Genomic DNA, 19,964 nt, shown 5'->3' on the forward strand with positions numbered 1-19,964 from the left:
ATCAGCGAACAGATTGGAGTGAGTCCATGTGCAAAAGCAGCTTCCCGTTTTCGTTTACGGCACATTGCTAAAAGGTTTTCACAATCATGCGCTTTGCGTCAAGCCGTTTCCCCATACGGAAGCCAAGGCGACGATCGAAGGAGAAATCTATCATTTGCCAGAAGGCTATCCCGGCTTGCTGCTGGGGGAAGGGGCGGAAGTGACAGGCGCGATTCTTGACTTTGCCCCTGAGGTGTACGAAAAGGCATTGGCTGTCCTCGACGAGCTGGAGACGTATTATGGACAGGGGGACCCGCGCAACGAGTACGAGCGGACTGTCGTTGTTGCCCGTTTGGCCGAAACGGGGCAGGAGGTGCCCGTGTACGTCTATCGCTACCTGGACCATGACTACGTGAGACAAGCCGGGACCAAGGTAGAGCACGGCGACTGGCGGAGGTTTATGGAAGAGGCGGCTGAATAGCAGAGGCGCGTTTTGCCAAAACTGGTAGGGTAAAGGAGGGACCCTGCCATGGAATTGATGAATGCGAACCCTGCGCAAATCTGGCGCTTGCTGATTCCGCAAAGCTTCTGGATGTTTTCCGAGGAAGTTCCCGAAGACGAACTGATCTTCCATTATCGCGACCATATTTATTTTGTGAACCAGGATGGCTCGGTCTTGGCGCTGCCCAAGCCGGCCTGCTTTGAGACGCTGGATATGGGCACGCTGCTGGAGTATTTGGCTACGTCTGACGACACGATTGACTTTGACGACGAGGGCCAGTTTGACTACGGCTTTGTGCTGAAGCAGATGGGCTACATCGTCCCCGTCAGGGAGAAGCGGGAGAAGGCTACCTATCAGATCGAAATTATCAACACCGCCCTGCCAAAAGCGCACGGAACCCGCTACGAGATGAAGCATGTCGACTTCGTCTTCGCCCTCTATCACGCGCTGATGCGTTGCCACGAGCTGAACGCGAAAACCGACTGGGAGTACGAGCACGAAGTGAAGCGGATCGTGAAGGGCGATGCCAAATCGTCGGGGAAAGTGCAAGTGAATCTGTAATTTCTACTATTGGCATAGTGAAAAAAAGTGAATGATAGGGTATGATAAATGAGGTACATATGAAAGATTTGGTGAGGAGGAAGAAATCATGACAACTGCTGTTGAACGTCAAGGCGCATTTGTTTTCAAAGGGGGTCCTGTAACCCTGCTCGGTCCGGAAATCAAAGTGGGAGATACTGCTCCTAACTTCACCGTAGTAGGCGGCGACCTGTCCCCTGTTACACTGGACGATTCCAAAGGAACCGTGCGCATCATCTCTGTAATCCCGTCCATCGACACTGGCGTTTGCGACGCGCAAACTCGCCGCTTCAACGAAGAGGCTGCCGGTCTGGAAGGCGTAACTGTGCTGACTGTATCCGTTGACCTGCCATTCGCGCAAAACCGCTGGTGCGGTGCTGCTGGCATCGACAAAGTGAAAACTGTCTCTGACCACAAAGACCTGTCCTTCGGTACGGCTTACGGCGTAGCGATCAAGGAGTTCCGTCTTTTGTCCCGCGCTGTTTTCGTTGTCGATGCAAACGACAAGGTTGTCTATGCAGAATACGTGCCTGCTGCTGGCGAGCATCCAAACTACGAAGCTGCGATCGCTGCTGCGAAAGCTGCGAAGTAAGTTTCGCGCCATAAGCTGGTATTGAGGAAACCCCCTGTTCGTCCTGGAGACGAGAGGGGGTTTTTGCTTTTGCTGCGGTTGGGCCAGAGCGTTTCCTGTGTTTGGAAAAAAAGGCTTGACGATTTTGGTAACCAGTGGTTATATTATTACCAACGGTTACTAACCACTGGTTACTTCTTCGGTGGACATCAGATCAGGAGTGAAGCTTAATCATGGCAAGCAGACAGGAAGTACGTTCAGAGGAAACGAAGCGCGCCATCCTTGCTGCGGCGACAGCGCTTTTCGCGGAGCGGGGATTCGAAGCCGTCTCGATTCGCGAGATCGCCAAGGCCGCAGGCTGCTCCCATACGACGCTCTACATTTATTTCAAAGACAAGGAAGCGCTCCTGCATCAGCTCTCCAAAGGCCCGCTGCAAAGCCTGGCCGAGCAGATGGAGCGCACGCTGGCAGACGAAGCCGTACCCCCCGAGGCGAAGCTGCGCGAAATCAGCCGACAGTTCATCCGCTTTTGCCTCGGCAACCGCAACATGTACACGCTGTTTTTCATGGTGAAAGCATCCCGCATCGACGTCGAGCAGCCGGAAAAAGAGCTCCAGGCGCTGCGCACGCATTTGTTTGCGCTGCTGCGCCGGGCGATGCAGCTCTCCTTGCCCGAAGAGGTCGGGGAAGCGGAAGCGCTTGCGTTTTCACGGATTTACTTTTATACGTTGCACGGCATTGTCGGGACTTATACGCATTCAGAGGAAACGCTGGACGGTCTGCTGGAGAGATTGGCCCCGACGTTCGATCTCGCTGTCGACGTCATCCTCGCGGGCAGCAAACAACTGATGACAAGGAGTGGTTGAAGATGAAAGCAGAGCAAATCTCGGCGCATATATGGTGCATCAAGGCGTGGATGCTGATTCCCGTGCGCGTCTGGGCGGTGCTGGAGGAGGACGGCGTGACCCTGGTCGATGCGGGGATGCCGTTCATGGCAAAAGGCATTGCGGCTTTTTTGAAAAAACAGGGCGCGGGCCCGCTGAAGCGCATCTTGCTGACGCACGGCCACTCCGATCATGTCGGGGCCGTCCAAAAGCTCGTCGCGGCGGAGCAAGTGCCAGTGTATGCGCATCGGATCGAGATTCCGTACATGGAAGGCCGCGAGCTGTACCCGCGCCGCAAAAAACGGGAGTTCAACGTACAGGCTGGCCTGGCGCAGCCGCTGCCGGAAGCAGAAGGCGGAGGATTGGCCGCCATCGCCGGACTGCAGCCGTATTGGACGCCAGGCCATTCGCCAGGGCATGTCATCTACTATCACGAGCAGGATCGTGTGCTGTTGGCGGGCGACTTGTTTACGTCGAAGCGAGGCAGGCTGCATCGTCCTATGCCGATGTTCACCGCTGACATGACAGAGGCGGTGAAAAGCAGCCGGATTTTGCGGCAGCTTCAGCCGCTGCGGCTGGAAGTATGCCATGGCGATGCCGTGCACAATCCCGCCGAGCAACTCGACGGGTATTTGGCCGAAATGTCCCGCACCTTTTCCATTCCGGCGAGCACGCTACAGTAGGGACAAAAGCGCAAAGCTTAGTCGTGCGACAGTCTTTTGCTCATCAGGACGCTGCGGTAGTTGGTCGTGCTCCACTGCGCGTACGCGATGAAGCGATAGCCTTTTGCCGCGTAGTAGCGTCTGAGATGTTCCGCCCCTTCGGCCGTATCCAGCGCAAGTTCCGTGGCCCCGTCCGCGATCGCCAGCTCTTCTGCGCGCTGGATGAAGAGGCTGCCGATGCCGTGCTTGCGATAACGGTGATCGACAGCGAATTGGCCGAATTTGGCGACGAACGGCTCGTCGTACCAGGGCGTGCCTTTTGTCTTGGCTGGCGGATAGTAAGAAATGGTCGCGATGATTTGACCGTCAAGCAAGCCGACGAGACAGGTAGCGGAGGCGATTCTTTTCGCGGTAGTGGCTGCGTCCTGGCTCGCGGCGACAAAGTGGAAACCCATTTCGGCAAGCGTTTGATAAGCGGTGTTCAACAGGCGGGTCAATGCTTCCAGCGAGTCACGCTGCGGATCAAACTCGCGAATGAGCAGGCCGGAGCGTTCACTGACAGACGGTTCGGTCATCCTTATCTCTCCATTCTTTTGCGAGGCGCATGGCCGCGCCTCCAGGTGAATTTACTAGATAGAATAGCACGAATTTCCAAAAACGGTTGAAACGAATCGCTCTTTTTTTCGTCTAATGGGAGAGGTGATTGGATGAAAAAGGTAGAAAGGATAGCCGCGCTGTACGTGGCAACTGCCTTGCTCTTGGCAGGCTGCCAGATTGGCTGGGTCCATCAGCCGCATTCGCAACAGCTCGCCCAACCGCCGGAGCCTGTCATCGCGTGGCAAGGAAAAACAGCGGCGACGGTTCCGACCTCATCCTGCTGGAGCTACGAAAACGAGGCGGTCTGCAAAGATATGGCCGCTCCCCCGGAAGTGATCGGCGAACAAAAGCCCAAGCCGCTGCAGGTGAGTCCGGGAGCCGTGCTGACGGTTACGTTTTCGCCCCCGCCTACTGATGAATCGTTGACGGTTGCGCAATGGATCGGGACGAAGCGAATCGAGCAATTGCTGGAAAACGGCAACCAGTGGAAGGTGCCCGAGCAGCCAGGCTGGTATTTGTTCGACGTGCGCGGCCAGTGGAGCCAGGGAGATGCGGGACATGCCTTCGTGATTGAGGTCAGGCAAAACGGGCAGCAGCGCCCGCTGTAGCAGAAGCAGGTTGTCCTTGCGGCGGGTCTTTTTGCTATACTGGACAGCAGGGAATGCAGGGAAGACCTAAAGGAGAGACAACATGCAGGAAGAATTGATACGCTTTACGGCGGACGAGGCAGATGAGGGCCAGACGGTACGGGAAGTGCTGCAAAAGCGCTACGGTGTGTCGCGCCGCTTGCTGATCCGGGCCAAATTCAAAGGAACGATTACGCGCAACGGCACGCTCGTGTTTGTGAACGAACGGCTGCAAGCCGGGGATGAACTGGCTGTCATGGTAGACATAGAGGAAGAAGAGACGGTGGCTCCCGAAGAAATGCCGCTATGTATCCGCTACGAGGACGAGGACTTGATGGTGATCGCAAAGCCGGCCGGCCTGGTCGTGCATCCGACGGGCAACCATCCGGGAGGCACGCTTGCCAACGGCGTGATCGCCTATTGGAAAAAGCGCGGCGAAGCGAGAAGATTTCGCGCCGTCAACCGTCTGGACAAAGATACGTCTGGCTTGATGATTGTCGCGAAAAATCAGTGGGCGCACGAGCAGTTCAGCCGGATGCAGCAGGACCGGACGCTGCACCGCTATTACCAGGCGATTGCCGAGGGGATCATCGCTTCGGAGGAAGGGACGATTGATGCGCCGATCGGGCTTGCGGAAAACTCCTTTATCACGCGGCAGATTCGGCCGGATGGACAAGCGGCCGTCACGCACTATCGCGTGCTGGCTCGCGGTGACGGCATGACGTTCCTGGAGCTGAAGCTTGCGACGGGGCGCACCCATCAGATTCGGGTGCACATGCAGAGCATCGGGCATTCGCTCGCAGGCGACGACTTGTACGCAGGCGGGCGGGAGCATATCGGCAGGCAGGCGCTGCACGCGGCGCGGCTGTCTTTTGTCCACCCGCGCAGCAAGGAGACGATGGCGTTTGCAGAGCCGCTGCCAGACGACATGCAGGCGTTGTTGCAAAAGTTTTTTCCCGCGCTGCCTGTGCATGACAAGGAAGGGATGTAGCCGAAAAAATTCGGCAATTTCCTCTGGAAAGCTGAAAGCGTTTTCGATATGATAGAAGAAACAGGAAATACGCTGGTTGTCTGCGGGGAAAAATCCCGCAAGATTTTTTTCGGTAGCAGACAGACCCAGCTTGCGCCTGACGCATGTTTCGGCATAGTTGACAAGAGCTAGGGGGAACCCTCTTGTTTGTCATGCACCGGATGAGCGAACGGGGTAAGCTGGGTTTTTTTGTTGTACAGATAAGCATGGATAAGATTTTTATCCAGTAAAAGGGCAACGAAGGCTGTGCCAATCATTGACGCAGCCAGGATTGCTCATCCAAAGAAAAGGAGTGGAGCGCATGAAAGTAGTCTCCTATCGGCCAGACGAGCAAACGGCGTGGCGGGCAGGGCTGCTGCTTGGCGAAACAGTCAGGGACATCGCAAGCGCACTTCCAGGCGCGCCGAGCACGATGCAGGAGCTGCTGGAGCAGTGGGACGCGTGGAGGGAGCGGCTGGCGTCGATTTCCGAAAGCGCACCTGCTTCCGAAACAGACGTGGCGTTGCAGGGGGTGCGTCTTGGATCGCCGTTGCCGCGTCCCGCCAGCTTTCGCGATTTTTACGCCTTCGAGGCGCATGTGAAAACGGCGCGAGCACGCCGCGGGCTGGAGATGATTCCCGAATGGTACGAGTTTCCCGTCTTTTACTTTTCCAACACGGCGGCTTTTAGCGGACCGGAGGCGAGCATTCGGCGGCCGAAGACGACCCGGTGGCTGGACTACGAGCTGGAAGTGGCTTGCGTCATCGGCAAGGCGGGGACGGATATCCCTGTAGAGCGGGCGCACGAGCATATTGCGGGCTACTCGATTCTCAACGACTGGAGCGCGCGCGATATCCAGCGCGAAGAGGTCAAGGTCGGGCTGGGGCCAGCCAAAGGCAAAGACTTCGCTACCTCGATGGGGCCGTGGCTGGTGACGCCAGACGAGCTGGAAGCTGTGCGTGTGCCGGGGGAAAAAGGCGACCGCTACGATCTCGCGATGGTGGCGCGGGTGAACGGCGTGGAGTACTCCCGCGGCAATTTGCGCGACATCCACTATACGTTTGCGGAAATGATCGCGCGCGCCTCGCAGGATTGCATGCTGTATCCGGGCGATGTCATCGGCTCCGGCACGGTTGGCACCGGCTGCATTTTGGAACTGGGGCCGGAACAGCACGGCTGGCTTGCGCCGGGCGATGTGGTCGAGCTGGAAGTCGAGCGCCTCGGCGTGCTCGTCAATACGATCAGCGAATAACGATGGAAAAAAGGGGGAAGCAGGATGGCTTTTTATCACCGCATGGGAGAAGTGCCGCAAAAGCGACACACGACTTTTTACAAGCCGGATGGAGAGCTGTACCGTGAGCAGGTCATGGGCACGAAAGGCTTTTCCGGGATTCAGTCGATTCTCTATCACCACAACCCGCCGACACAGGTGCGCGAGACGCGCAAATACGCGGACGTGCGCCTGGAATTTGTGGAGCAGGCGGATTTGAAGCATCAGCATTTCAAGACGTTTGACTTGCCGCCAGGGGGCGATCCGATTTTTGGCCGCCGCTATTTGCTCGGGAACAGCGACGTGGTCATGGGCGTCTGCTCGCCGACTGAGCCGATGGACTATTTTTACCGCAATGCGGACGGGGACGAAGTCGTGTTTGTCCACGAGGGCGAGGGCGAGCTGCAGACGATCTTCGGCACGATTGCGTACAGACCTGGCGATTATCTGGTCATCCCGATCGGCACGACGTACCGGATCGTGCCTGCGGTGCAGAGCCGCTTTTTGGTGATCGAGTCGCAAAACGAAATCGTCGCCCCTAAGCGCTATCGCAACGAGCACGGGCAATTGTTGGAACATTCGCCGTTTTGCGAACGGGATATACGCGTGCCGGAAAAGCTGGTGACGCACGTGGAGAGCGGCGACTTCGAAGTGCGCGTCAAACGGCAGTCCGTCGTCTACAGCTACTTTTTCGACTTCCATCCGTTTGATGTCGTGGGCTGGGACGGTTACTTGTATCCGTATGCGCTGAGTATTCACGATTTTGAGCCGATTACCGGCCGGATTCACCAGCCGCCGCCAGTCCACCAGACGTTTGCCGGACAAAACTTCGTCATCTGCTCGTTCGTCCCGCGCCTGTACGACTACCATCCGCAGGCGATCCCCGCGCCTTACTACCACAGTAATGTCGAGAGCGACGAGGTGTTATACTACGTAGATGGCAATTTTATGAGCAGAAAAGGCGTCTACGAAGGCTCGATCACGCTGCACCCGATGGGAATCCCCCACGGGCCGCACCCGGGCAAGGTCGAGGCCAGCATCGGCAAAAAAGAAACGAAGGAGCTGGCAGTGATGCTCGATACGTTCCAGCCGCTTTACGTCACGAAAGAGGCGTTGGCGGTAGAGGACGAAGCGTACATGTCGAGCTGGCTGCCGTCCGAGTGAACGACGTAAAAAGGCGGGATAGGAATGGAAATCGCGATTCGCGAACTGGAGCGACAGGACAAATACAAGCTGTTGATCGGCTGCATCATTCCGCGGCCGATCGCATGGGTAACTTCGCACGATGACAAGGGAGTCGTCAATGCCGCTCCCTTCAGCTACTTCAATGTCGCGAGCATCGAGCCGATGATGGTTTCTGTCGCCGTCATGCGCAAGCCGGGCAGCGTCAGAAAAGATACGGCGCGAAATATTTTGCAGACAGGCGAATTTGTCGTCAATATGGTGGACATCCACAATGTCGATGCGGTCAACCAGACCTCGGCAGACTATCCGCCAGACGTAAGCGAGGTAGACGCGCTCGGGCTGGAGGTTGGCCCGTCTGCGGCGGTCAAGGTTCCAAGGCTGCTTTCGTCGCGCATTCATTTTGAATGCAGGCTGCATCAGATTGTCGAGCTTGGCACCCCCACCACCTCCGATCTCATCATCGGCGAGGTCGTGCATGTGCATGCTGCCGACGAGCTGTATCACGCGGGCAGGATTGACCCGCACGCCTTTGCGCCTGTGAGCAGGCTGGCGGGGCATTCGTATGCGACGCTGGGCGATTTGTTTGACCGTCCGCGTCCTGTCTACGATCCTTCCGCTGGGTCCAAATAGCGCAGATGTTGTGCAAACAGAGAAAAACCGTTCCGGTGTGCGGCTGGAACGGTTTTTCTCGTGTCCGCTCGCGATCGCTAGTTCAGGCCGGGATAGCGGGAAATGGCGTCCGGCCTGATCCAACTGTTGTAGTCGGAGGCGGTCCCGGCATTGGCAGGCGTGCCGTAAGGGGTGGCGTTCGGCTCCAGCCCGAGCGGATGAACCACGCTTTGCTGGTAGTACAGCTCGCGATCGCTTTGAATGTAGGAGCGGTCCTGCCAGCCAGCCGGGGAGCATCCGCCTGTGAACAGGACCAGCAACAGGAGCACAAGTAGCGGCATAGTCGATCACCTCGTATGTAGCGTGACTTTTCTGTCCCGATTTCATACGGGCGAAGCGCATATCCGTCCAGGGACGGAGGACAAATCCCTCTGCGGGCCATTTTGCCGCTGGGCGCTCTCGGGTATCCTTAAAGACATAGAAGGCAAGCGGACACTGCAGAGAGGAAGGAATGGTACGATGGAAAGACGTCTATATCGCTCTTCGCAAGATAAACGATTGTTTGGGGTTTGTGGAGGGATCGCCCAGTTTTTGCGCGTGGACTCGACGCTCGTGCGCGTAGGGGTCGTCATTTTGACCGTTTGCACGGGAATCCCGATTTTGCTCTACATCCTTTTGGCGATGATTATGCCAAAAGAACCGCACTGGGCTTACGCGGGTGACGGGTTCGGCATGTACGATGCTCCGATGGCAGGACGTGCGCGCATGAACGACCTCGATTCGGAAATCGATCGCCTGGAAAAGCGGGCGCTGGTGCAGGAAGTTTATCGCCTGCGGGAAGAACTGAGCAAGTACAAAGGCTTGTAAAAAGTCGAGGGGAGAGGCTTCCTGCCGCGTGCGGGGGGCCTTTTTCCTATGCCGACAAGGCACGTCTCTTTTTTGCCGACACAAGAAGCCCTTCCTGGCGTTGTCGGCGGCGAAAAATCAGCGGAACGAAATCGGCAACTTCTGCGCTTTTCGGCATAACATGTAAGGTGGGAGAATGTACATAGGGAGGGAGAAGCAGTGTATCTCGGCGTGTTCGATTTGAATCAGCGTTTGGAGCAAACCCGCAAAATGCTGCGGGAAAAGCAGCACCTGAAAAAGCTGATTGAAGAAGACATCCAAGAGCTTGAGAAAGATGTCCAGGCATTGGAAGCGATGACGAACAAAGAAAAGTACGCAACCAGCGGCCAGTGATAACCGATCGCTGACAACGACAGAAGGTCCCCAAACAGCAAAAAGTGGCGACTGCGCAAAAGGCAGACGGCCACTTTTTACATTGGTCCCGGATGGGGAAAGCAAAAGCAAAAGCAAAAGCAAAAGCTTGCCTGTCGACAGGCTGCTGGGCAAAAGGAAGAGAGACTCGGGCAACGGAATCGAGCCTTTTTGCCCCCGAAAGCTGCCCGCCGCCGCCGCGCAAAAGCGGGACGGCGGCATCACGGCGTTTTGGCGTTTCGCTAATTCGCATCTGCGCCCGCGTCCGTGCAGACAGCGGCAGCGAGCAGTTTCTCGACGATCCCGGGGAGCAACTGAATCGCGGCGCTGTCGGTTCCGTACGTCTGGCTGTCCGCATAAGTGCCTTCCATCAGCAAGATCAGCGTGTAGGCCAGCTCGCGCGGATTCGCTGCGCCGAGGGCGACAGCGCGCTCCAAAAAGGCGTCGGAAATCCGCTTTTGATGCGCGCAGACCAGCTCGCGCACAGGATGGGCAGGGTCGGGAAACTCTACGGCGACGTTGAGGAAGCAGCAGCCGCGAAACTGTTTGGAGGACGCGCGGGCCGCCAGATCGGCAAAAAATTGGACGAGCTGTTCCCACGGCCGCTCCGGATGCTTCGCCATGCTTTCCTCCCACTCTTGCCAGAAGGCCGCCTGCTTTTTTTGCATGTAGGCGAGGATCAGCGCTGTTTTCGAGGAAAACTGGCGGTAGACGCTCATTTTGTTCATTCCGGCCCGCTCCACGATGGCGTCGACACTGACGGCGTGGATGCCTTCCTGGTAAAAAAGCTCCTCGGCCGCCTGCAAAATCATTTCCTGCGCTTTTTCGCGGGGGACCCGGACTCGCTTCGTGGACGTCATCGGCGAATCAGACCCCATTTTACGCTTTCCACACGTCTGCGACGATCTCGAAGGAGCGCACGCGATCCTCGTGGCGGTACATTTGGGTCGTAATCATCAATTCATCCGCCTGGGTCGCCTCCAGTAGCTCCTGCAGCTTTTGCTTGACGGTGTCCGGGCTGCCGATGATCGAGGAGCGAAGCTGGGCTTGCACGGACATTTTTTCAAACTCGCTCCACAGTTCATCCATATTGTCTACAGGCGGCTGGATCGGTTTCAGATCGCCGCGGATGAGGTTGAGGAACGCCTGGTAGTGCGAGGTCGCCAGCCGCTCGGCAAGCTCATCGGTGTCGGCCGCCATGACGTTGACGCCCACCATGGCATACGGCTCGGACAGCACATCGGATGGACGGAAGCAGTGGCGGTACGTTTGCAGCGCAGGCAAGGTGTAATTGGGCGAAAAATGACCGGCAAACGCGAACGGCAGTCCGAGCAGCCCCGCGAGACGCGCCGAAAAATCGCTGGAGCCAAGCAGCCAGATCGGGATGTTCAAGCCTTCGCCGGGAATAGCCCGCAGCGCGCCGGCATTGTCGCTGGTGCGCGGACGCAAATACTCGCGCAGTTCTTCCAGCAGCTCGGGAAAATCGTCTCCGCCGATCCGCAGGTCGCGCCGCAATGCCCGGGCCGTGCGCTGGTCCGCGCCGGGAGCCCGTCCCAATCCGAGGTCAATTCGTCCCGGATAGAGCGACTCCAGCGTGCCGAACTGCTCGGCGATAATCAGCGGGGCGTGATTGGGCAGCATAATCCCGCCGGAGCCGACGCGCATCGTCGAGGTGCCGCCCGCGATGTGGCCGATCAGCACAGCAGTGGCTGAGCTGGCGACACTGGGCATGGCGTGGTGCTCGGCGAGCCAGTAGCGGTGAAATCCCCACTTTTCCACCTTTTGCGCCAGGTCCAGGCTGTTTTGAAACGACTGGGCAGCCGTACTGCCTTCTACGATAGGAGCGAGATCCAGAACAGACAGCGGGATGTCGCGCAATGCTTTTGTCATGAAAAGAAACCTCCTCTGAGGGTCAATTTTGTTACTGATCGGTAACAAACGTACTTGCATCTTACGAAGAGGGAAGGGGGCTGTCAATGTTTCAATCGGCTGTGGCGGCACTTTGCGTCCTTTATAAAGTTTGCCGTTAAACCATTCCTTTCTTTAGTATTATATTCCATTATTTGTAAAATAAGACGAACTCTGAGTTTTTGCTGATCTAAAAAGAATATAAAAAAGCTAAAAGGAACTGTCTAAAGTCTTTCAACATACAAGGAAGACTTGGAGCGTTGCTGGCGAAGCCAAAGAGTTTGGTGGTAAATTAGGAAGAATGACATTCCTGCAAGGGGCCATAGGGTAGTAATGAATAACGCAATTTCCACTATATGTGAAGAATTAGGTGAGGGAATGAAACGGACGCAACTGTTTGTAGATTTGAAAATGAACAGAAAAACGGGTCCATTTTCTGATTTGCTAAGAGAGATGATCCAAACATTCCAAGAGGATGGATACGCAGAAGTGGAGGTATCTCAAGTAGTGAAAATAGACAACAATGAGTATTTAATCATTTTCAATGCAATGGCTAATGAACATAACGAGTGAAGGCACCCATGCGGTGCTTTTTTCTTTTACACGCGCGTATCGTCTGGGAAAACGGGCGGTCTTGTCCACCTCATCATCGGTCGATGACGGAGCAACGTTTCCGAAATACAAAAAGAGGCGTCTCAAAGTCGAAAAATCGACTGTTGAGACAGCCCCTTTCAAGCGCAAGCCAAGCTGCGCAACCGCACATTTTTGCAGGTGCCTACTGCTTGGTCAAAATAAGCGGCCCATCCGCAGTAATCGCAATCGTGTGCTCGTACTGGGCCGACAGCTTGCCGTCGCGCGTTCTCGCCGTCCAACCGTCCTCGTCGATGGTCGCATGGTAAGTGCCGATATTGAGCATCGGCTCGATGGTGATGACCATGCCTTCCTTGAGGCGCTGGCCTCTGCCCGGAGGACCGAAGTGCGGAACGAACGGCTCCTCGTGCATTTCCTGCCCGATCCCGTGGCCCGTGAAGTCGCGGACAACCGAGTAGCCCTGCGCCTGGGCGTACGTTTGGATCGCGTGGGAAATGTCCCCGATCCGGTTGCCGACAACAGCTTGTTCAATCCCCAGGTACAGCGACTTTTCCGTGACCTCAAGCAGTTTTTTCGCTTCCGGGGAGACGGTGCCCACCTCGTACGACCAGGCGGAATCGGCCAGCCAGCCGTTTTTGCGCACGACCATGTCAATGGTGACGATATCTCCGTCGCGCAGCGGCTCCTTTTTCGGGAAGCCGTGGCAAATCACGTCGTTCACCGACGCGCAGGTGGCATATGGATAGCCGTGAAAGCCTTTTTGTTCAGGAGTGGCGCCATGGCTGGCCAAAAATTCTTCTACAAATTCATCAATTTCCCAGGTCGTGATCCCGGGACGAATCATCGACGCGATTTCGCGATGGCAGGCGGCCAAAATTTTGCCTGCGGCATGCATCAGTTCGATTTCTTCGGGTGTCTTGAGGATAATCATCGACTCTCTCCTTGTCCTCGCGTTAGTTCTCTTGCTCTCTACAGTATATAGTGTAGACCTGTTTGGGGCTAATTGCCACAGGCAAAACCGCATGGTAGGATGAGGAAGAACGAAACAACCGGGGGGTAGGTAGCGTGGACAAGTTTCAAGAGTATCTGGCGAACTACCAGATTCATGTAAAAGACGATATCGAAAAACGGATTGCGTTTATTCGCGAGCAAATTGACGGAAACGGGCTCGGCGGTGTGGTTGTCGGCATTTCCGGCGGTATCGACAGCGCGGTAACGGCTGCGCTGTGTGTACGCGCTCTCGGCCGCGATCGCGTCGTTGGCGTGTGGTTGCCCGCGTACTCGCAAAACGTCCATGCGGAAGACTCGCAGCGCCTGGCGGAAGCGATCGGACTCAACCTGCACACCGTCGATGTAGGCCCTGCCTACGATGCGCTCGTGCCCGCCATTGAAGGCGTGCTTGCGCTTGGCGACAAGACAAAAGGAAATACGAAAGCCCGTCTGCGCATGACCGTGCTGTACGCGATTGCCAATCAAAAAGGCTACCTCGTCGCGGATACGTGCAACCGCAGCGAAATTCACGTCGGCTATATGACCAAAGGCGGAGACGGCCTGGCCGACTTCAACCCGGTGGCAAGCCTGACGAAGCACGAAATGCGCATCCTCGCTGCCGAGCTTGGCGTGCCGGAGTCGATTATTACCAAAGCACCTTCTGCCGATCTGTGGGAAGGCCAGACAGATGAGCAGGAAATGGGCTTTACGTACGAGGACCTCGACCGCCTGCTGATTACAGGCGAGACCAGACCGGAAGCAAAAGAACGGATCGACTACCTGCACCGCATCTCGGAGCACAAGCGCAATCTGATGCCAGGTATTTAATATGGCCGACTACAAGCTGTTTACCAGTTGCCTGTGGCAGACGACCAGCGCCGTCGTTTCGACGGACGATCGGCTCTACCTGTTTGACCCGGCCTATTTTCCGCACGAGATCGAGGCGATTGCCGACTACGTGCAAAACGTGCGAGACGGGCGGGAGCTCGTTCTCGTCCTGACGCACGGCGACTGGGATCACATCGCGGGCTACCCTCGCTTCCCGGACGCCAGGCTGATCGGGCACAAACAGATTGCGTCGCCTGAGCGGCTTGCCAAACAACTGCGGAAAACAAACCGATTTGACGGCTCGTACTATGTGCATCGCCCGTACGAGCTGGTTCCCCCTCTGTTTGACAAGCTGGTCGAGCAGACGGAAGCGTGGGAGGAAGTAAAATTTCTCCCCGTGCCCGGGCATAAGCAAGACCAGTTGGCGACGCTTTTTTGCGCGCAAAAGCTGCTCGTGGCAGGCGACATGCTCTCCAATCTCGAGTTTCCTTTTATTGCGGACAGTAGCGACTATGCAGCCAGTCTGGCCGCGATCCAGAAGCTGGTGGAGGACGGCGAGATCGCGGAGGTCGTGCCGGGGCACGGCGTTCCGGCGAAAGGGCGCGAGGAAATCATGCACCGGATCAGGCGCGACCAGCAGTATCTGCACGATACGCGAACGCTCATCTTCGAAGGGGTGGCAGCCGGACTGGACGAACAGACCTTGACCGAGCGTTTTGGGCAAATTTGTTACGACGGCCAGCCGATCAACGAACATTTGCGCGATGCCCACGAGCAGAACCGGGTGCAACTGATGAAGGAAGCCAAGTCGCTTACGGGTTGATTATTGGGCGGTTTTGTACGATAATAGAGGTTACGCACAAAACTTTCGAGGAAAGAGGTGGAACAGATGTCGACGACTGAATTGATGCTGCGAACAAGTCTGGAAGGCCGCGTGAAGCGTACGTTGCAAACGTATTTCCGCCGTCCTAACGACGTGTTGGTAAAGGAAAGCCTCGGAGCGAACGGCCTGTCCCCAGAACAAGTGGAAGTTACGATGGAGCTCTTGACACAAGGCTATACTGTTGCTGAAATCATTGAGGAACTGCGGAATAAAGGCTACTTCGCATAAGCTGCACAGGAAAAAGACCGGACTGACAAGCATTTGTCGGTACCGGCCTTTTTTATTTGTCCGAAGCGAAGCGCTGTGGCCGTCAAGGCGACGTGCGGCTTTGCGACAGCGAGCGGCGCCCTTTTTTCCGGCGATACAACTGCAAAGCTCCGTGCACCAAAAAGTAGCTGGCGAATGCGACGAAGAGGCCCATTACGGCGCTTCCCGTGAAGTAAGCCAGCCCCTTGTCCTGCATCCAGACGAGCCACTCCCGCCAGGCGGCCTGATGCGGGTCTGTGGGATGCTGTAACGGTTTGCCGACTAAAGCGTACCCAATATTGTAGTTGATGACCATGAAGATCGGCAGGACGAGCTTTCCGATGACAAACGCGATCAAGCCGGCCGGCAAGCTGGCGCGAAACAGCCTGATCAGCGGAAAGAGCAGCAAAAAGGCGAGGCCAAAGGTAGGCAAGGTGATAAACTCCACAAAAATTCCTACCGAAAAGCCGCGGGCGACAAAAGACGGGGCACCCTTCATGCGGATCAGCTTGTAGTATTCGAGTTTCAGTTTTCGATACAGTTTGGTCCACATCCGCTGTCCCTCGTTTGTCGTGTGGTCATGTGCTGCCGTTTTCGTCGGATCAACAAGAGTATGTCCAGTTTTCTATAGATTCATAGCTTTCCCCGCTCCCCGCCGCCAACAAAAGCGTATCATTTGTGAATGGTACTATCTTTTGGCATAATGGAGAGGGCAGACCTGCAAGAAAAGTGGTGGACTTTCATGACAGAGGTTATGGGAACATTTGGCGACTATATTGCGCAGTACGGTTATGGAGCTCTGTTTGGCTTGTTTTTTCTGGGAATTTTGGGGATGCCGCTGCCGGAAGAGACCTTGCTCGTTTTCTCCGGGTTTTTGGTTTCGACTGGCCAACTCGCATACTGGCCTACTTTTCTGGTCTGCTTCTTGGGCTCTGTAACGGCGATGACGACGGCTTACTGGATCGGCCGGACATTGGGCTTCCCTTTTCTGGAGCGCTACGGAAAACGGCTCGGAATGGGCTACACCGTCTATAAAAAAACGGAAGAATGGTTCAACCGCGTAGGAAAATGGGCGCTGCCGCTCGGCTACTTTATTCCGGGCGTGCGCCAGTTTACCGCCTACTTTGCAGGGATTACAAGACTGCCATTTCCGACCTTCCTGCTGTACACGTATGCGGGCGGACTGTTTTGGAGCCTGCTGTTCGTCACCTTGGGATGGCAGTTGGGAGAGCGCTGGGACGAGCTGTTCAATCTCATCTCGCGCAATTTGGCGATCTTTTTTATCGCGGTGTTCGCAATCATTGCGGCCTGGTCGTACTTTCGGCATCAGGCGAGTTTGAAAAAGCAAAAACGGAGGGGAATGCAATGAGTGAAGAGAATCGGCAGGAAAACCAGCAGGCAAGCCAGCTTCCGGCAGTGCGCCAGCCGGAGCAGCTCGTTCCGATCGAATTGCCGGAGGTGCACCAGCGCTTTTACGATAAACTGCGAGCCAAGATCGAGGCATTTATTAAAGACAAGGGCGTAAACGACACGGTCGCCAGCTATATTTTGCTCGCGCCCGACCTGTTCGTGCTGCTTGCCCGCCTGCTGCTCGACAAGCGCGTCGGCGTCCAGTCCAAGGCGGTTGCCGGAGTGGCTGTTGCGTACTTCATTACGCCGATCGACTTTATTCCGGAGGCGCTTGTGGGAGGCTTTGGCCTGCTGGACGACGTCATTTTGGCCGTCTACGCCCTGCGCCGGATTTTGGTGGACGTGGACGAAAAAATCGTTCGCGAGCATTGGAACGGCAAAGATGACTTGCTCGCCGTCATTACCAAGGTCGTGAAGTCGGCGGATGACCTCGTCGGCAAAAAAATCGTGAAAAAGCTGGAAGAAACTTTGTTCCGAAAAAAATAAACAGGATGGGACACAGATGACAAAATATTTGCTTGATTATCAAGAGGGAGAGCGTGTTGTCGCTTTTTGCCTGGTGAAGAACAAGGAAGCCGGGGTCGCAAGCAACCAGAGCGAGTATTTGAATCTGGAACTGGGAGATCGCTCCGGGACGATCATGGCGAAGTTGTGGGACGTCAGCCCGGAAATGAAAGAGTGGATCGCCGTCAAATCGGTCGTAAAAATTGATGCCACCGTCCAGTTGTACCGGGGGAAAAAGCAACTGGTGATCCAGCGCATCCGCCCGGCAGCGGCATCAGACGAAGTCGCGATGGAGTCGCTCATCCCTGTGTCGCCTGTTCCGGTGGACGAGCTGTGGACGAAGCTGGAAGCGACAGTGGACAGCTTGAAGAGCAACACGCTCAAGGCGATCATCCGGGAGGCGCTCGCCACGGAGGAGATCAGGGACCGGCTCCGCCATTACCCGGCAGGGGTGCGGATGCACCACAACTACTATCACGGGCTTTTGGAGCATATCGTCTCGTTGCTGACAGCGGCGCAAAGCTTGCTGCCGCTCTATCCGCAGGTCGACAGGGACGTCTTGTACGCGACCTGCATCCTGCACGATATCGGCAAGCTGTACGAGCTGTCTGACCCGATCGCCCCGGATTACACCACGCCAGGCCAACTGATCGGCCATCTGGTTATGGGCGTAGAGATGGTGAGCGGCATTTGCCGCAAGCTCGACATTCCGCTGGGGGATGCCGAAGTGCTGCATCTCAAGCATTGCATCCTGAGCCACCACGGGGAAGTGGAAAACGGCTGGGGAAGCGCAGTATCCGGCAAGACGCCGACTGCGGTCCTGTTCCACTACCTCGACCAGATTGACAGTAAAATGAATGCGCTCGGACAGACGCTTGCCGACATGAGCGAAGACGAAGAATGGGCGTACGCCGGAGCGCTCAGACGAAAAGTTTGGCGGGGCTATTAACGTATCCGCAGCCTTGCTAGAGAAACGAGACGAGGACAAAGGCCAACTGCGCGAATCAGACAGTTGGCCTTTTTACTTGCCGCCGGACGGACAGGGATTTTTCCGGGAGCTTTGGCGGCGCAAGTTTTCTGAAACCTTTTCCTTGCAAGGGCGTCTTACTAGATGATTGGCTTTGCAAAGGAGGAGAATCTGTGAAAAAAAGGAGCAAAATGGCTGTGCTTTTGCTGGCAGCCAGCGTACTGGCCGCGCCGGGAGTTCCGTTTGCGCCGGCTCACGTTTACGCCTACGACGGCAAATCTGATCTCGACATCATTCCGTTGCCAGACGACATGCGCAAGCTATTGGTCGAGCTGCGGGACGATTACGTGCCAGCGCTGTCGGAGCTGCATGTCGATTCGATCGGCACAGGCAGCAAATCCGAGACGATCATTTCTCTGTCCGACAGGAAAAACGTCATTACGGCAGGGGTATCTTTGGAACTGGTCGTCGATGCTGACGGCAACATTACGTCCCTGGAGCTGAAAGGCGCAGATCGGGACAAGTCGAAAAAATGGGACAAAAAACAAAGCTATCAAAAGCTGAGCGATTTTATCCGCGAGCAGGTGCCTGTCAGCCACGTCATCGCTGCCCAACCGATGCTCTCGACGGATCGGAGGTCGCAGCTCGACCAGTTGGCCGTCGTGTCTTTTTACCCGTTGCTCAACGATGTCTGGGTGAAAAAAGAAATGGGCCGCGCGTTCATAGACGCGTCCGGGCAAATTGTCCAGTTTCATCAGGAAAAAATCAAGCTGCCGCTGGCGTCGGAGGTGGCTGACCCGAAAAAAGCGATTCCGCTGGAGAAAGCGAAACGCGAGTGGGAAAACCAGCTTCGCATGCAACTCGTGTACGACGCGGCCGCGGGCAAGCTGGTGTACGAGCCGACAGAGCTGCCGGTAATTGACGCCGTGACCGGAGAAGTCGTCCCTGCTGTGTACAGCAAAGAGAGCGAGGTTCTCAAGCTGAAAGGCTCGGCTGACAACAGCATCTGGGGCGACCGCAAAAAAATGGAGCAGTGGCTGGAGGCGACGTTCAAGCTGCGCGTGAATACGCTGACGTTCCAGGCGCCATCGGAGAAAGCGAAAAAGCGGGATACCGATCTGTACGAGTGGAACGCGAGAATGTACCAGAGCGCCTTTGTTCTGGTCGACCGCAAAACGAAGTCGCTCATCGAGTTCAGGCTCGACGGATCGGCAGAGAAAGAGCTGGAAAAGCCGTTGCAAGCCGAAGAGGCGAAGGCGCTGGCGCTCGAATTTGCCGAGAAGCATTTGCTGACCAAGGAACAGTCCTTCGTGGTGCGAAAAACCCGCCAGCTTGACAATTTGCCTGGCTGGGCAGACCAAAATCTCGTCCGGCCGATCTACAGCTACGCCTTCTTCCCGCACAGCAATGACATCCCGGCCAAAACGCCGCTGTTCACGGTCGAGGTGGACGCGAAAAAGGGAACGGTCGTGGCAGCAAAGGTGAACGAAATCCCAGCCATGCCTGCGACCATCGATCAGTCGGGCGTCATCGGCGAGGAAAAAGCGAAGCAAGCTTTTGTGCAAAGCATGGTCCTGCGCCTGGCGTACGACTACCCGAAGGTGGGGGGACAGACTGCGACCACTCCGCAGCTCGTCTATTTGCCAACGGCCGATACGGAAGCGATGCAGGTGGACGCGGCTACAGGCGAAGTCGTGGACAGTTGGATCGAGTGGACAGCATCATACTAGACAGGCAGTGGCCCGGCATCGCGACAGAGCGTGCCGGGTTCTTCTATGCGGGCTTATTCCTTCGCAAATGGCCGGGCTTGCAGCTTTTCTTTTCAAAATAGACAAACACTTCAAGGCTGGTAGGATTTTTTTTCTTTTTGTAGAATAACTTCTTGATTCCCATTTGATTTGGCAAAA

General features: G+C 56.1%; 26 protein-coding genes. 20 read left to right on the forward strand and 6 right to left on the reverse strand.

Translation table 11 applies throughout. The annotated features are described in order from the left end of the window. Window positions 1-28: 28 nt before the first annotated feature. From AC3WQH_RS12275 to AC3WQH_RS12295, 5 genes are all read left to right on the forward strand, one after another. Entirely contained in the window at window positions 29-460 is a 432-nt protein-coding gene (locus tag AC3WQH_RS12275) for a gamma-glutamylcyclotransferase family protein (protein ID WP_005835440.1), read from the forward strand. Window positions 461-508: 48 nt separating this feature from the next. Further along, window positions 509-1,042 carry a hypothetical protein gene (locus tag AC3WQH_RS12280; protein ID WP_005835441.1) on the forward strand — a complete coding sequence of 178 codons (534 nt, stop codon included), beginning with the start codon at window positions 509-511 and terminating at the stop codon, window positions 1,040-1,042. 88 nt (window positions 1,043-1,130) lie between these two features. Next, a complete protein-coding gene (gene tpx, locus AC3WQH_RS12285; protein ID WP_005835444.1) occupies window positions 1,131-1,652 on the forward strand; it encodes a thiol peroxidase in 522 nt (173 codons plus the stop codon). A gap of 212 nt (window positions 1,653-1,864) precedes the next feature. Beyond that, window positions 1,865-2,497, forward strand: coding sequence for a TetR/AcrR family transcriptional regulator (locus tag AC3WQH_RS12290; protein WP_026557513.1), 633 nt, complete (start codon window positions 1,865-1,867; stop codon window positions 2,495-2,497). Window positions 2,498-2,499: 2 nt separating this feature from the next. Continuing rightward, window positions 2,500-3,198, forward strand: coding sequence for an MBL fold metallo-hydrolase (locus AC3WQH_RS12295; protein ID WP_026557512.1), 699 nt, complete (start codon window positions 2,500-2,502; stop codon window positions 3,196-3,198). 17 nt (window positions 3,199-3,215) lie between these two features. On the opposite strand, the gene AC3WQH_RS12300 is transcribed toward AC3WQH_RS12295, so the two are convergent. Beyond that, window positions 3,216-3,752 (reverse strand): GNAT family N-acetyltransferase, encoded by a 537-nt coding sequence (locus AC3WQH_RS12300; protein WP_005835448.1) that lies wholly within the window; start codon window positions 3,750-3,752, stop codon window positions 3,216-3,218. A gap of 132 nt (window positions 3,753-3,884) precedes the next feature. Here AC3WQH_RS12300 and AC3WQH_RS12305 point away from each other — a divergent pair, with 132 nt between their 5' ends. From AC3WQH_RS12305 to AC3WQH_RS12325, 5 genes are all read left to right on the forward strand, one after another. After that, the gene (locus tag AC3WQH_RS12305) at window positions 3,885-4,382 is read left to right on the forward strand and encodes a hypothetical protein (RefSeq protein WP_005835450.1); all 498 of its coding nucleotides are present in this window, start codon (window positions 3,885-3,887) and stop codon (window positions 4,380-4,382) included. An 82-nt stretch (window positions 4,383-4,464) separates the two neighbouring features. Further along, the gene (locus AC3WQH_RS12310; protein WP_005835452.1) at window positions 4,465-5,391 is read left to right on the forward strand and encodes an RluA family pseudouridine synthase; all 927 of its coding nucleotides are present in this window, start codon (window positions 4,465-4,467) and stop codon (window positions 5,389-5,391) included. 340 nt (window positions 5,392-5,731) lie between these two features. After that, window positions 5,732-6,661 (forward strand): fumarylacetoacetate hydrolase family protein, encoded by a 930-nt coding sequence (locus AC3WQH_RS12315; protein WP_005835454.1) that lies wholly within the window; start codon window positions 5,732-5,734, stop codon window positions 6,659-6,661. A 24-nt stretch (window positions 6,662-6,685) separates the two neighbouring features. Next, the gene (locus tag AC3WQH_RS12320) at window positions 6,686-7,843 is read left to right on the forward strand and encodes a homogentisate 1,2-dioxygenase (RefSeq protein WP_005835456.1); all 1,158 of its coding nucleotides are present in this window, start codon (window positions 6,686-6,688) and stop codon (window positions 7,841-7,843) included. Window positions 7,844-7,867: 24 nt separating this feature from the next. Beyond that, window positions 7,868-8,494: a flavin reductase family protein gene (locus AC3WQH_RS12325; protein WP_007784630.1), complete on the forward strand. Its 627-nt coding sequence runs from the start codon at window positions 7,868-7,870 to the stop codon at window positions 8,492-8,494. A gap of 77 nt (window positions 8,495-8,571) precedes the next feature. Here the strand turns inward: AC3WQH_RS12325 and AC3WQH_RS12330 are convergent, their stop codons facing one another. After that, entirely contained in the window at window positions 8,572-8,814 is a 243-nt protein-coding gene (locus AC3WQH_RS12330; RefSeq protein WP_005835460.1) for a hypothetical protein, read from the reverse strand. Between the two features lie 178 nt (window positions 8,815-8,992). Between AC3WQH_RS12330 and AC3WQH_RS12335 the strand changes: the two genes are divergently transcribed. Continuing rightward, window positions 8,993-9,340: a PspC domain-containing protein gene (locus tag AC3WQH_RS12335; protein ID WP_007784626.1), complete on the forward strand. Its 348-nt coding sequence runs from the start codon at window positions 8,993-8,995 to the stop codon at window positions 9,338-9,340. A gap of 198 nt (window positions 9,341-9,538) precedes the next feature. Then, a complete protein-coding gene (locus AC3WQH_RS12340; RefSeq protein ID WP_005835464.1) occupies window positions 9,539-9,712 on the forward strand; it encodes a hypothetical protein in 174 nt (57 codons plus the stop codon). A gap of 260 nt (window positions 9,713-9,972) precedes the next feature. Here the strand turns inward: AC3WQH_RS12340 and AC3WQH_RS12345 are convergent, their stop codons facing one another. Continuing rightward, complete coding sequence (locus AC3WQH_RS12345; RefSeq protein WP_429781988.1) at window positions 9,973-10,608, reverse strand: TetR/AcrR family transcriptional regulator; 636 nt, start codon at window positions 10,606-10,608, stop codon at window positions 9,973-9,975. 1 nt (window position 10,609) lies between these two features. Next, on the reverse strand, window positions 10,610-11,620 hold the full coding sequence (locus AC3WQH_RS12350) for an LLM class flavin-dependent oxidoreductase (protein WP_005835467.1): 1,011 nt from the start codon (window positions 11,618-11,620) through the stop codon (window positions 10,610-10,612). Between the two features lie 351 nt (window positions 11,621-11,971). Here AC3WQH_RS12350 and AC3WQH_RS12355 point away from each other — a divergent pair, with 351 nt between their 5' ends. After that, window positions 11,972-12,211, forward strand: a complete 240-nt coding sequence (locus tag AC3WQH_RS12355) for a hypothetical protein (RefSeq protein ID WP_005828981.1) — start codon at window positions 11,972-11,974, stop codon at window positions 12,209-12,211. A gap of 202 nt (window positions 12,212-12,413) precedes the next feature. Here the strand turns inward: AC3WQH_RS12355 and map are convergent, their stop codons facing one another. Further along, entirely contained in the window at window positions 12,414-13,160 is a 747-nt protein-coding gene (map, locus tag AC3WQH_RS12360; protein ID WP_005828979.1) for a type I methionyl aminopeptidase, read from the reverse strand. Window positions 13,161-13,294: 134 nt separating this feature from the next. Here map and nadE point away from each other — a divergent pair, with 134 nt between their 5' ends. From nadE to AC3WQH_RS12375, 3 genes are all read left to right on the forward strand, one after another. Next, window positions 13,295-14,047, forward strand: a complete 753-nt coding sequence (gene nadE / locus AC3WQH_RS12365; RefSeq protein ID WP_007784620.1) for an NAD(+) synthase — start codon at window positions 13,295-13,297, stop codon at window positions 14,045-14,047. 1 nt (window position 14,048) lies between these two features. Further along, window positions 14,049-14,870, forward strand: a complete 822-nt coding sequence (locus AC3WQH_RS12370) for an MBL fold metallo-hydrolase (RefSeq protein WP_197187540.1) — start codon at window positions 14,049-14,051, stop codon at window positions 14,868-14,870. A 66-nt stretch (window positions 14,871-14,936) separates the two neighbouring features. After that, complete coding sequence (locus tag AC3WQH_RS12375) at window positions 14,937-15,158, forward strand: hypothetical protein (protein WP_005828974.1); 222 nt, start codon at window positions 14,937-14,939, stop codon at window positions 15,156-15,158. Between the two features lie 82 nt (window positions 15,159-15,240). Here AC3WQH_RS12375 and AC3WQH_RS12380 read toward each other — a convergent pair whose 3' ends face one another. Next, window positions 15,241-15,729: a DUF2062 domain-containing protein gene (locus tag AC3WQH_RS12380; RefSeq protein ID WP_309479246.1), complete on the reverse strand. Its 489-nt coding sequence runs from the start codon at window positions 15,727-15,729 to the stop codon at window positions 15,241-15,243. 189 nt (window positions 15,730-15,918) lie between these two features. On the opposite strand from AC3WQH_RS12380, the gene AC3WQH_RS12385 reads away from it, so the two are divergent. The 4 genes from AC3WQH_RS12385 to AC3WQH_RS12400 all read left to right on the forward strand — a co-directional run bounded on the left by AC3WQH_RS12385 (window position 15,919) and on the right by AC3WQH_RS12400 (window position 19,787). Further along, window positions 15,919-16,545, forward strand: a complete 627-nt coding sequence (locus AC3WQH_RS12385) for a DedA family protein (RefSeq protein WP_005828971.1) — start codon at window positions 15,919-15,921, stop codon at window positions 16,543-16,545. Further along, window positions 16,542-17,072: a YkvA family protein gene (locus AC3WQH_RS12390; RefSeq protein ID WP_005828969.1), complete on the forward strand. Its 531-nt coding sequence runs from the start codon at window positions 16,542-16,544 to the stop codon at window positions 17,070-17,072. The genes AC3WQH_RS12385 and AC3WQH_RS12390 overlap by 4 nt, the downstream gene beginning before the upstream one ends. A 16-nt stretch (window positions 17,073-17,088) precedes the next feature. Then, window positions 17,089-18,039: a 3'-5' exoribonuclease YhaM family protein gene (locus AC3WQH_RS12395; protein WP_005828967.1), complete on the forward strand. Its 951-nt coding sequence runs from the start codon at window positions 17,089-17,091 to the stop codon at window positions 18,037-18,039. A 191-nt stretch (window positions 18,040-18,230) separates the two neighbouring features. Further along, window positions 18,231-19,787, forward strand: a complete 1,557-nt coding sequence (locus tag AC3WQH_RS12400; RefSeq protein WP_492332060.1) for a YcdB/YcdC domain-containing protein — start codon at window positions 18,231-18,233, stop codon at window positions 19,785-19,787. Window positions 19,788-19,964 lie beyond the last annotated feature (177 nt).

The organism is Brevibacillus sp. FW301-21C12A (assembly GCF_058788915.1).

What these genes read in the sequence shown, in the direction of transcription:
- AC3WQH_RS12390 (WP_005828969.1), top strand. Translation starts at nt 16,542, where the DNA reads ATGAGTGAAGAGAATCGGCAGGAAAACCAGCAGGCAAGCCAGCTTCCG.
- AC3WQH_RS12305 (WP_005835450.1), top strand. Translation starts at nt 3,885, where the DNA reads ATGAAAAAGGTAGAAAGGATAGCCGCGCTGTACGTGGCAACTGCCTTG.
- AC3WQH_RS12295 (WP_026557512.1), top strand. Translation starts at nt 2,500, where the DNA reads ATGAAAGCAGAGCAAATCTCGGCGCATATATGGTGCATCAAGGCGTGG.
- AC3WQH_RS12370 (WP_197187540.1), top strand. Translation starts at nt 14,049, where the DNA reads ATGGCCGACTACAAGCTGTTTACCAGTTGCCTGTGGCAGACGACCAGC.
- AC3WQH_RS12315 (WP_005835454.1), top strand. Translation starts at nt 5,732, where the DNA reads ATGAAAGTAGTCTCCTATCGGCCAGACGAGCAAACGGCGTGGCGGGCA.
- AC3WQH_RS12310 (WP_005835452.1), top strand. Translation starts at nt 4,465, where the DNA reads ATGCAGGAAGAATTGATACGCTTTACGGCGGACGAGGCAGATGAGGGC.
- map (WP_005828979.1), bottom strand. Translation starts at nt 13,160, where the DNA reads ATGATTATCCTCAAGACACCCGAAGAAATCGAACTGATGCATGCCGCA.
- AC3WQH_RS12330 (WP_005835460.1), bottom strand. Translation starts at nt 8,814, where the DNA reads ATGCCGCTACTTGTGCTCCTGTTGCTGGTCCTGTTCACAGGCGGATGC.
- tpx (WP_005835444.1), top strand. Translation starts at nt 1,131, where the DNA reads ATGACAACTGCTGTTGAACGTCAAGGCGCATTTGTTTTCAAAGGGGGT.
- AC3WQH_RS12345 (WP_429781988.1), bottom strand. Translation starts at nt 10,608, where the DNA reads ATGGGGTCTGATTCGCCGATGACGTCCACGAAGCGAGTCCGGGTCCCC.
- AC3WQH_RS12325 (WP_007784630.1), top strand. Translation starts at nt 7,868, where the DNA reads ATGGAAATCGCGATTCGCGAACTGGAGCGACAGGACAAATACAAGCTG.
- AC3WQH_RS12375 (WP_005828974.1), top strand. Translation starts at nt 14,937, where the DNA reads ATGTCGACGACTGAATTGATGCTGCGAACAAGTCTGGAAGGCCGCGTG.
- AC3WQH_RS12355 (WP_005828981.1), top strand. Translation starts at nt 11,972, where the DNA reads ATGAATAACGCAATTTCCACTATATGTGAAGAATTAGGTGAGGGAATG.
- AC3WQH_RS12380 (WP_309479246.1), bottom strand. Translation starts at nt 15,729, where the DNA reads ATGTGGACCAAACTGTATCGAAAACTGAAACTCGAATACTACAAGCTG.
- AC3WQH_RS12385 (WP_005828971.1), top strand. Translation starts at nt 15,919, where the DNA reads ATGACAGAGGTTATGGGAACATTTGGCGACTATATTGCGCAGTACGGT.
- AC3WQH_RS12320 (WP_005835456.1), top strand. Translation starts at nt 6,686, where the DNA reads ATGGCTTTTTATCACCGCATGGGAGAAGTGCCGCAAAAGCGACACACG.
- AC3WQH_RS12290 (WP_026557513.1), top strand. Translation starts at nt 1,865, where the DNA reads ATGGCAAGCAGACAGGAAGTACGTTCAGAGGAAACGAAGCGCGCCATC.
- AC3WQH_RS12280 (WP_005835441.1), top strand. Translation starts at nt 509, where the DNA reads ATGGAATTGATGAATGCGAACCCTGCGCAAATCTGGCGCTTGCTGATT.
- AC3WQH_RS12395 (WP_005828967.1), top strand. Translation starts at nt 17,089, where the DNA reads ATGACAAAATATTTGCTTGATTATCAAGAGGGAGAGCGTGTTGTCGCT.
- AC3WQH_RS12350 (WP_005835467.1), bottom strand. Translation starts at nt 11,620, where the DNA reads ATGACAAAAGCATTGCGCGACATCCCGCTGTCTGTTCTGGATCTCGCT.
- AC3WQH_RS12335 (WP_007784626.1), top strand. Translation starts at nt 8,993, where the DNA reads ATGGAAAGACGTCTATATCGCTCTTCGCAAGATAAACGATTGTTTGGG.
- AC3WQH_RS12300 (WP_005835448.1), bottom strand. Translation starts at nt 3,752, where the DNA reads ATGACCGAACCGTCTGTCAGTGAACGCTCCGGCCTGCTCATTCGCGAG.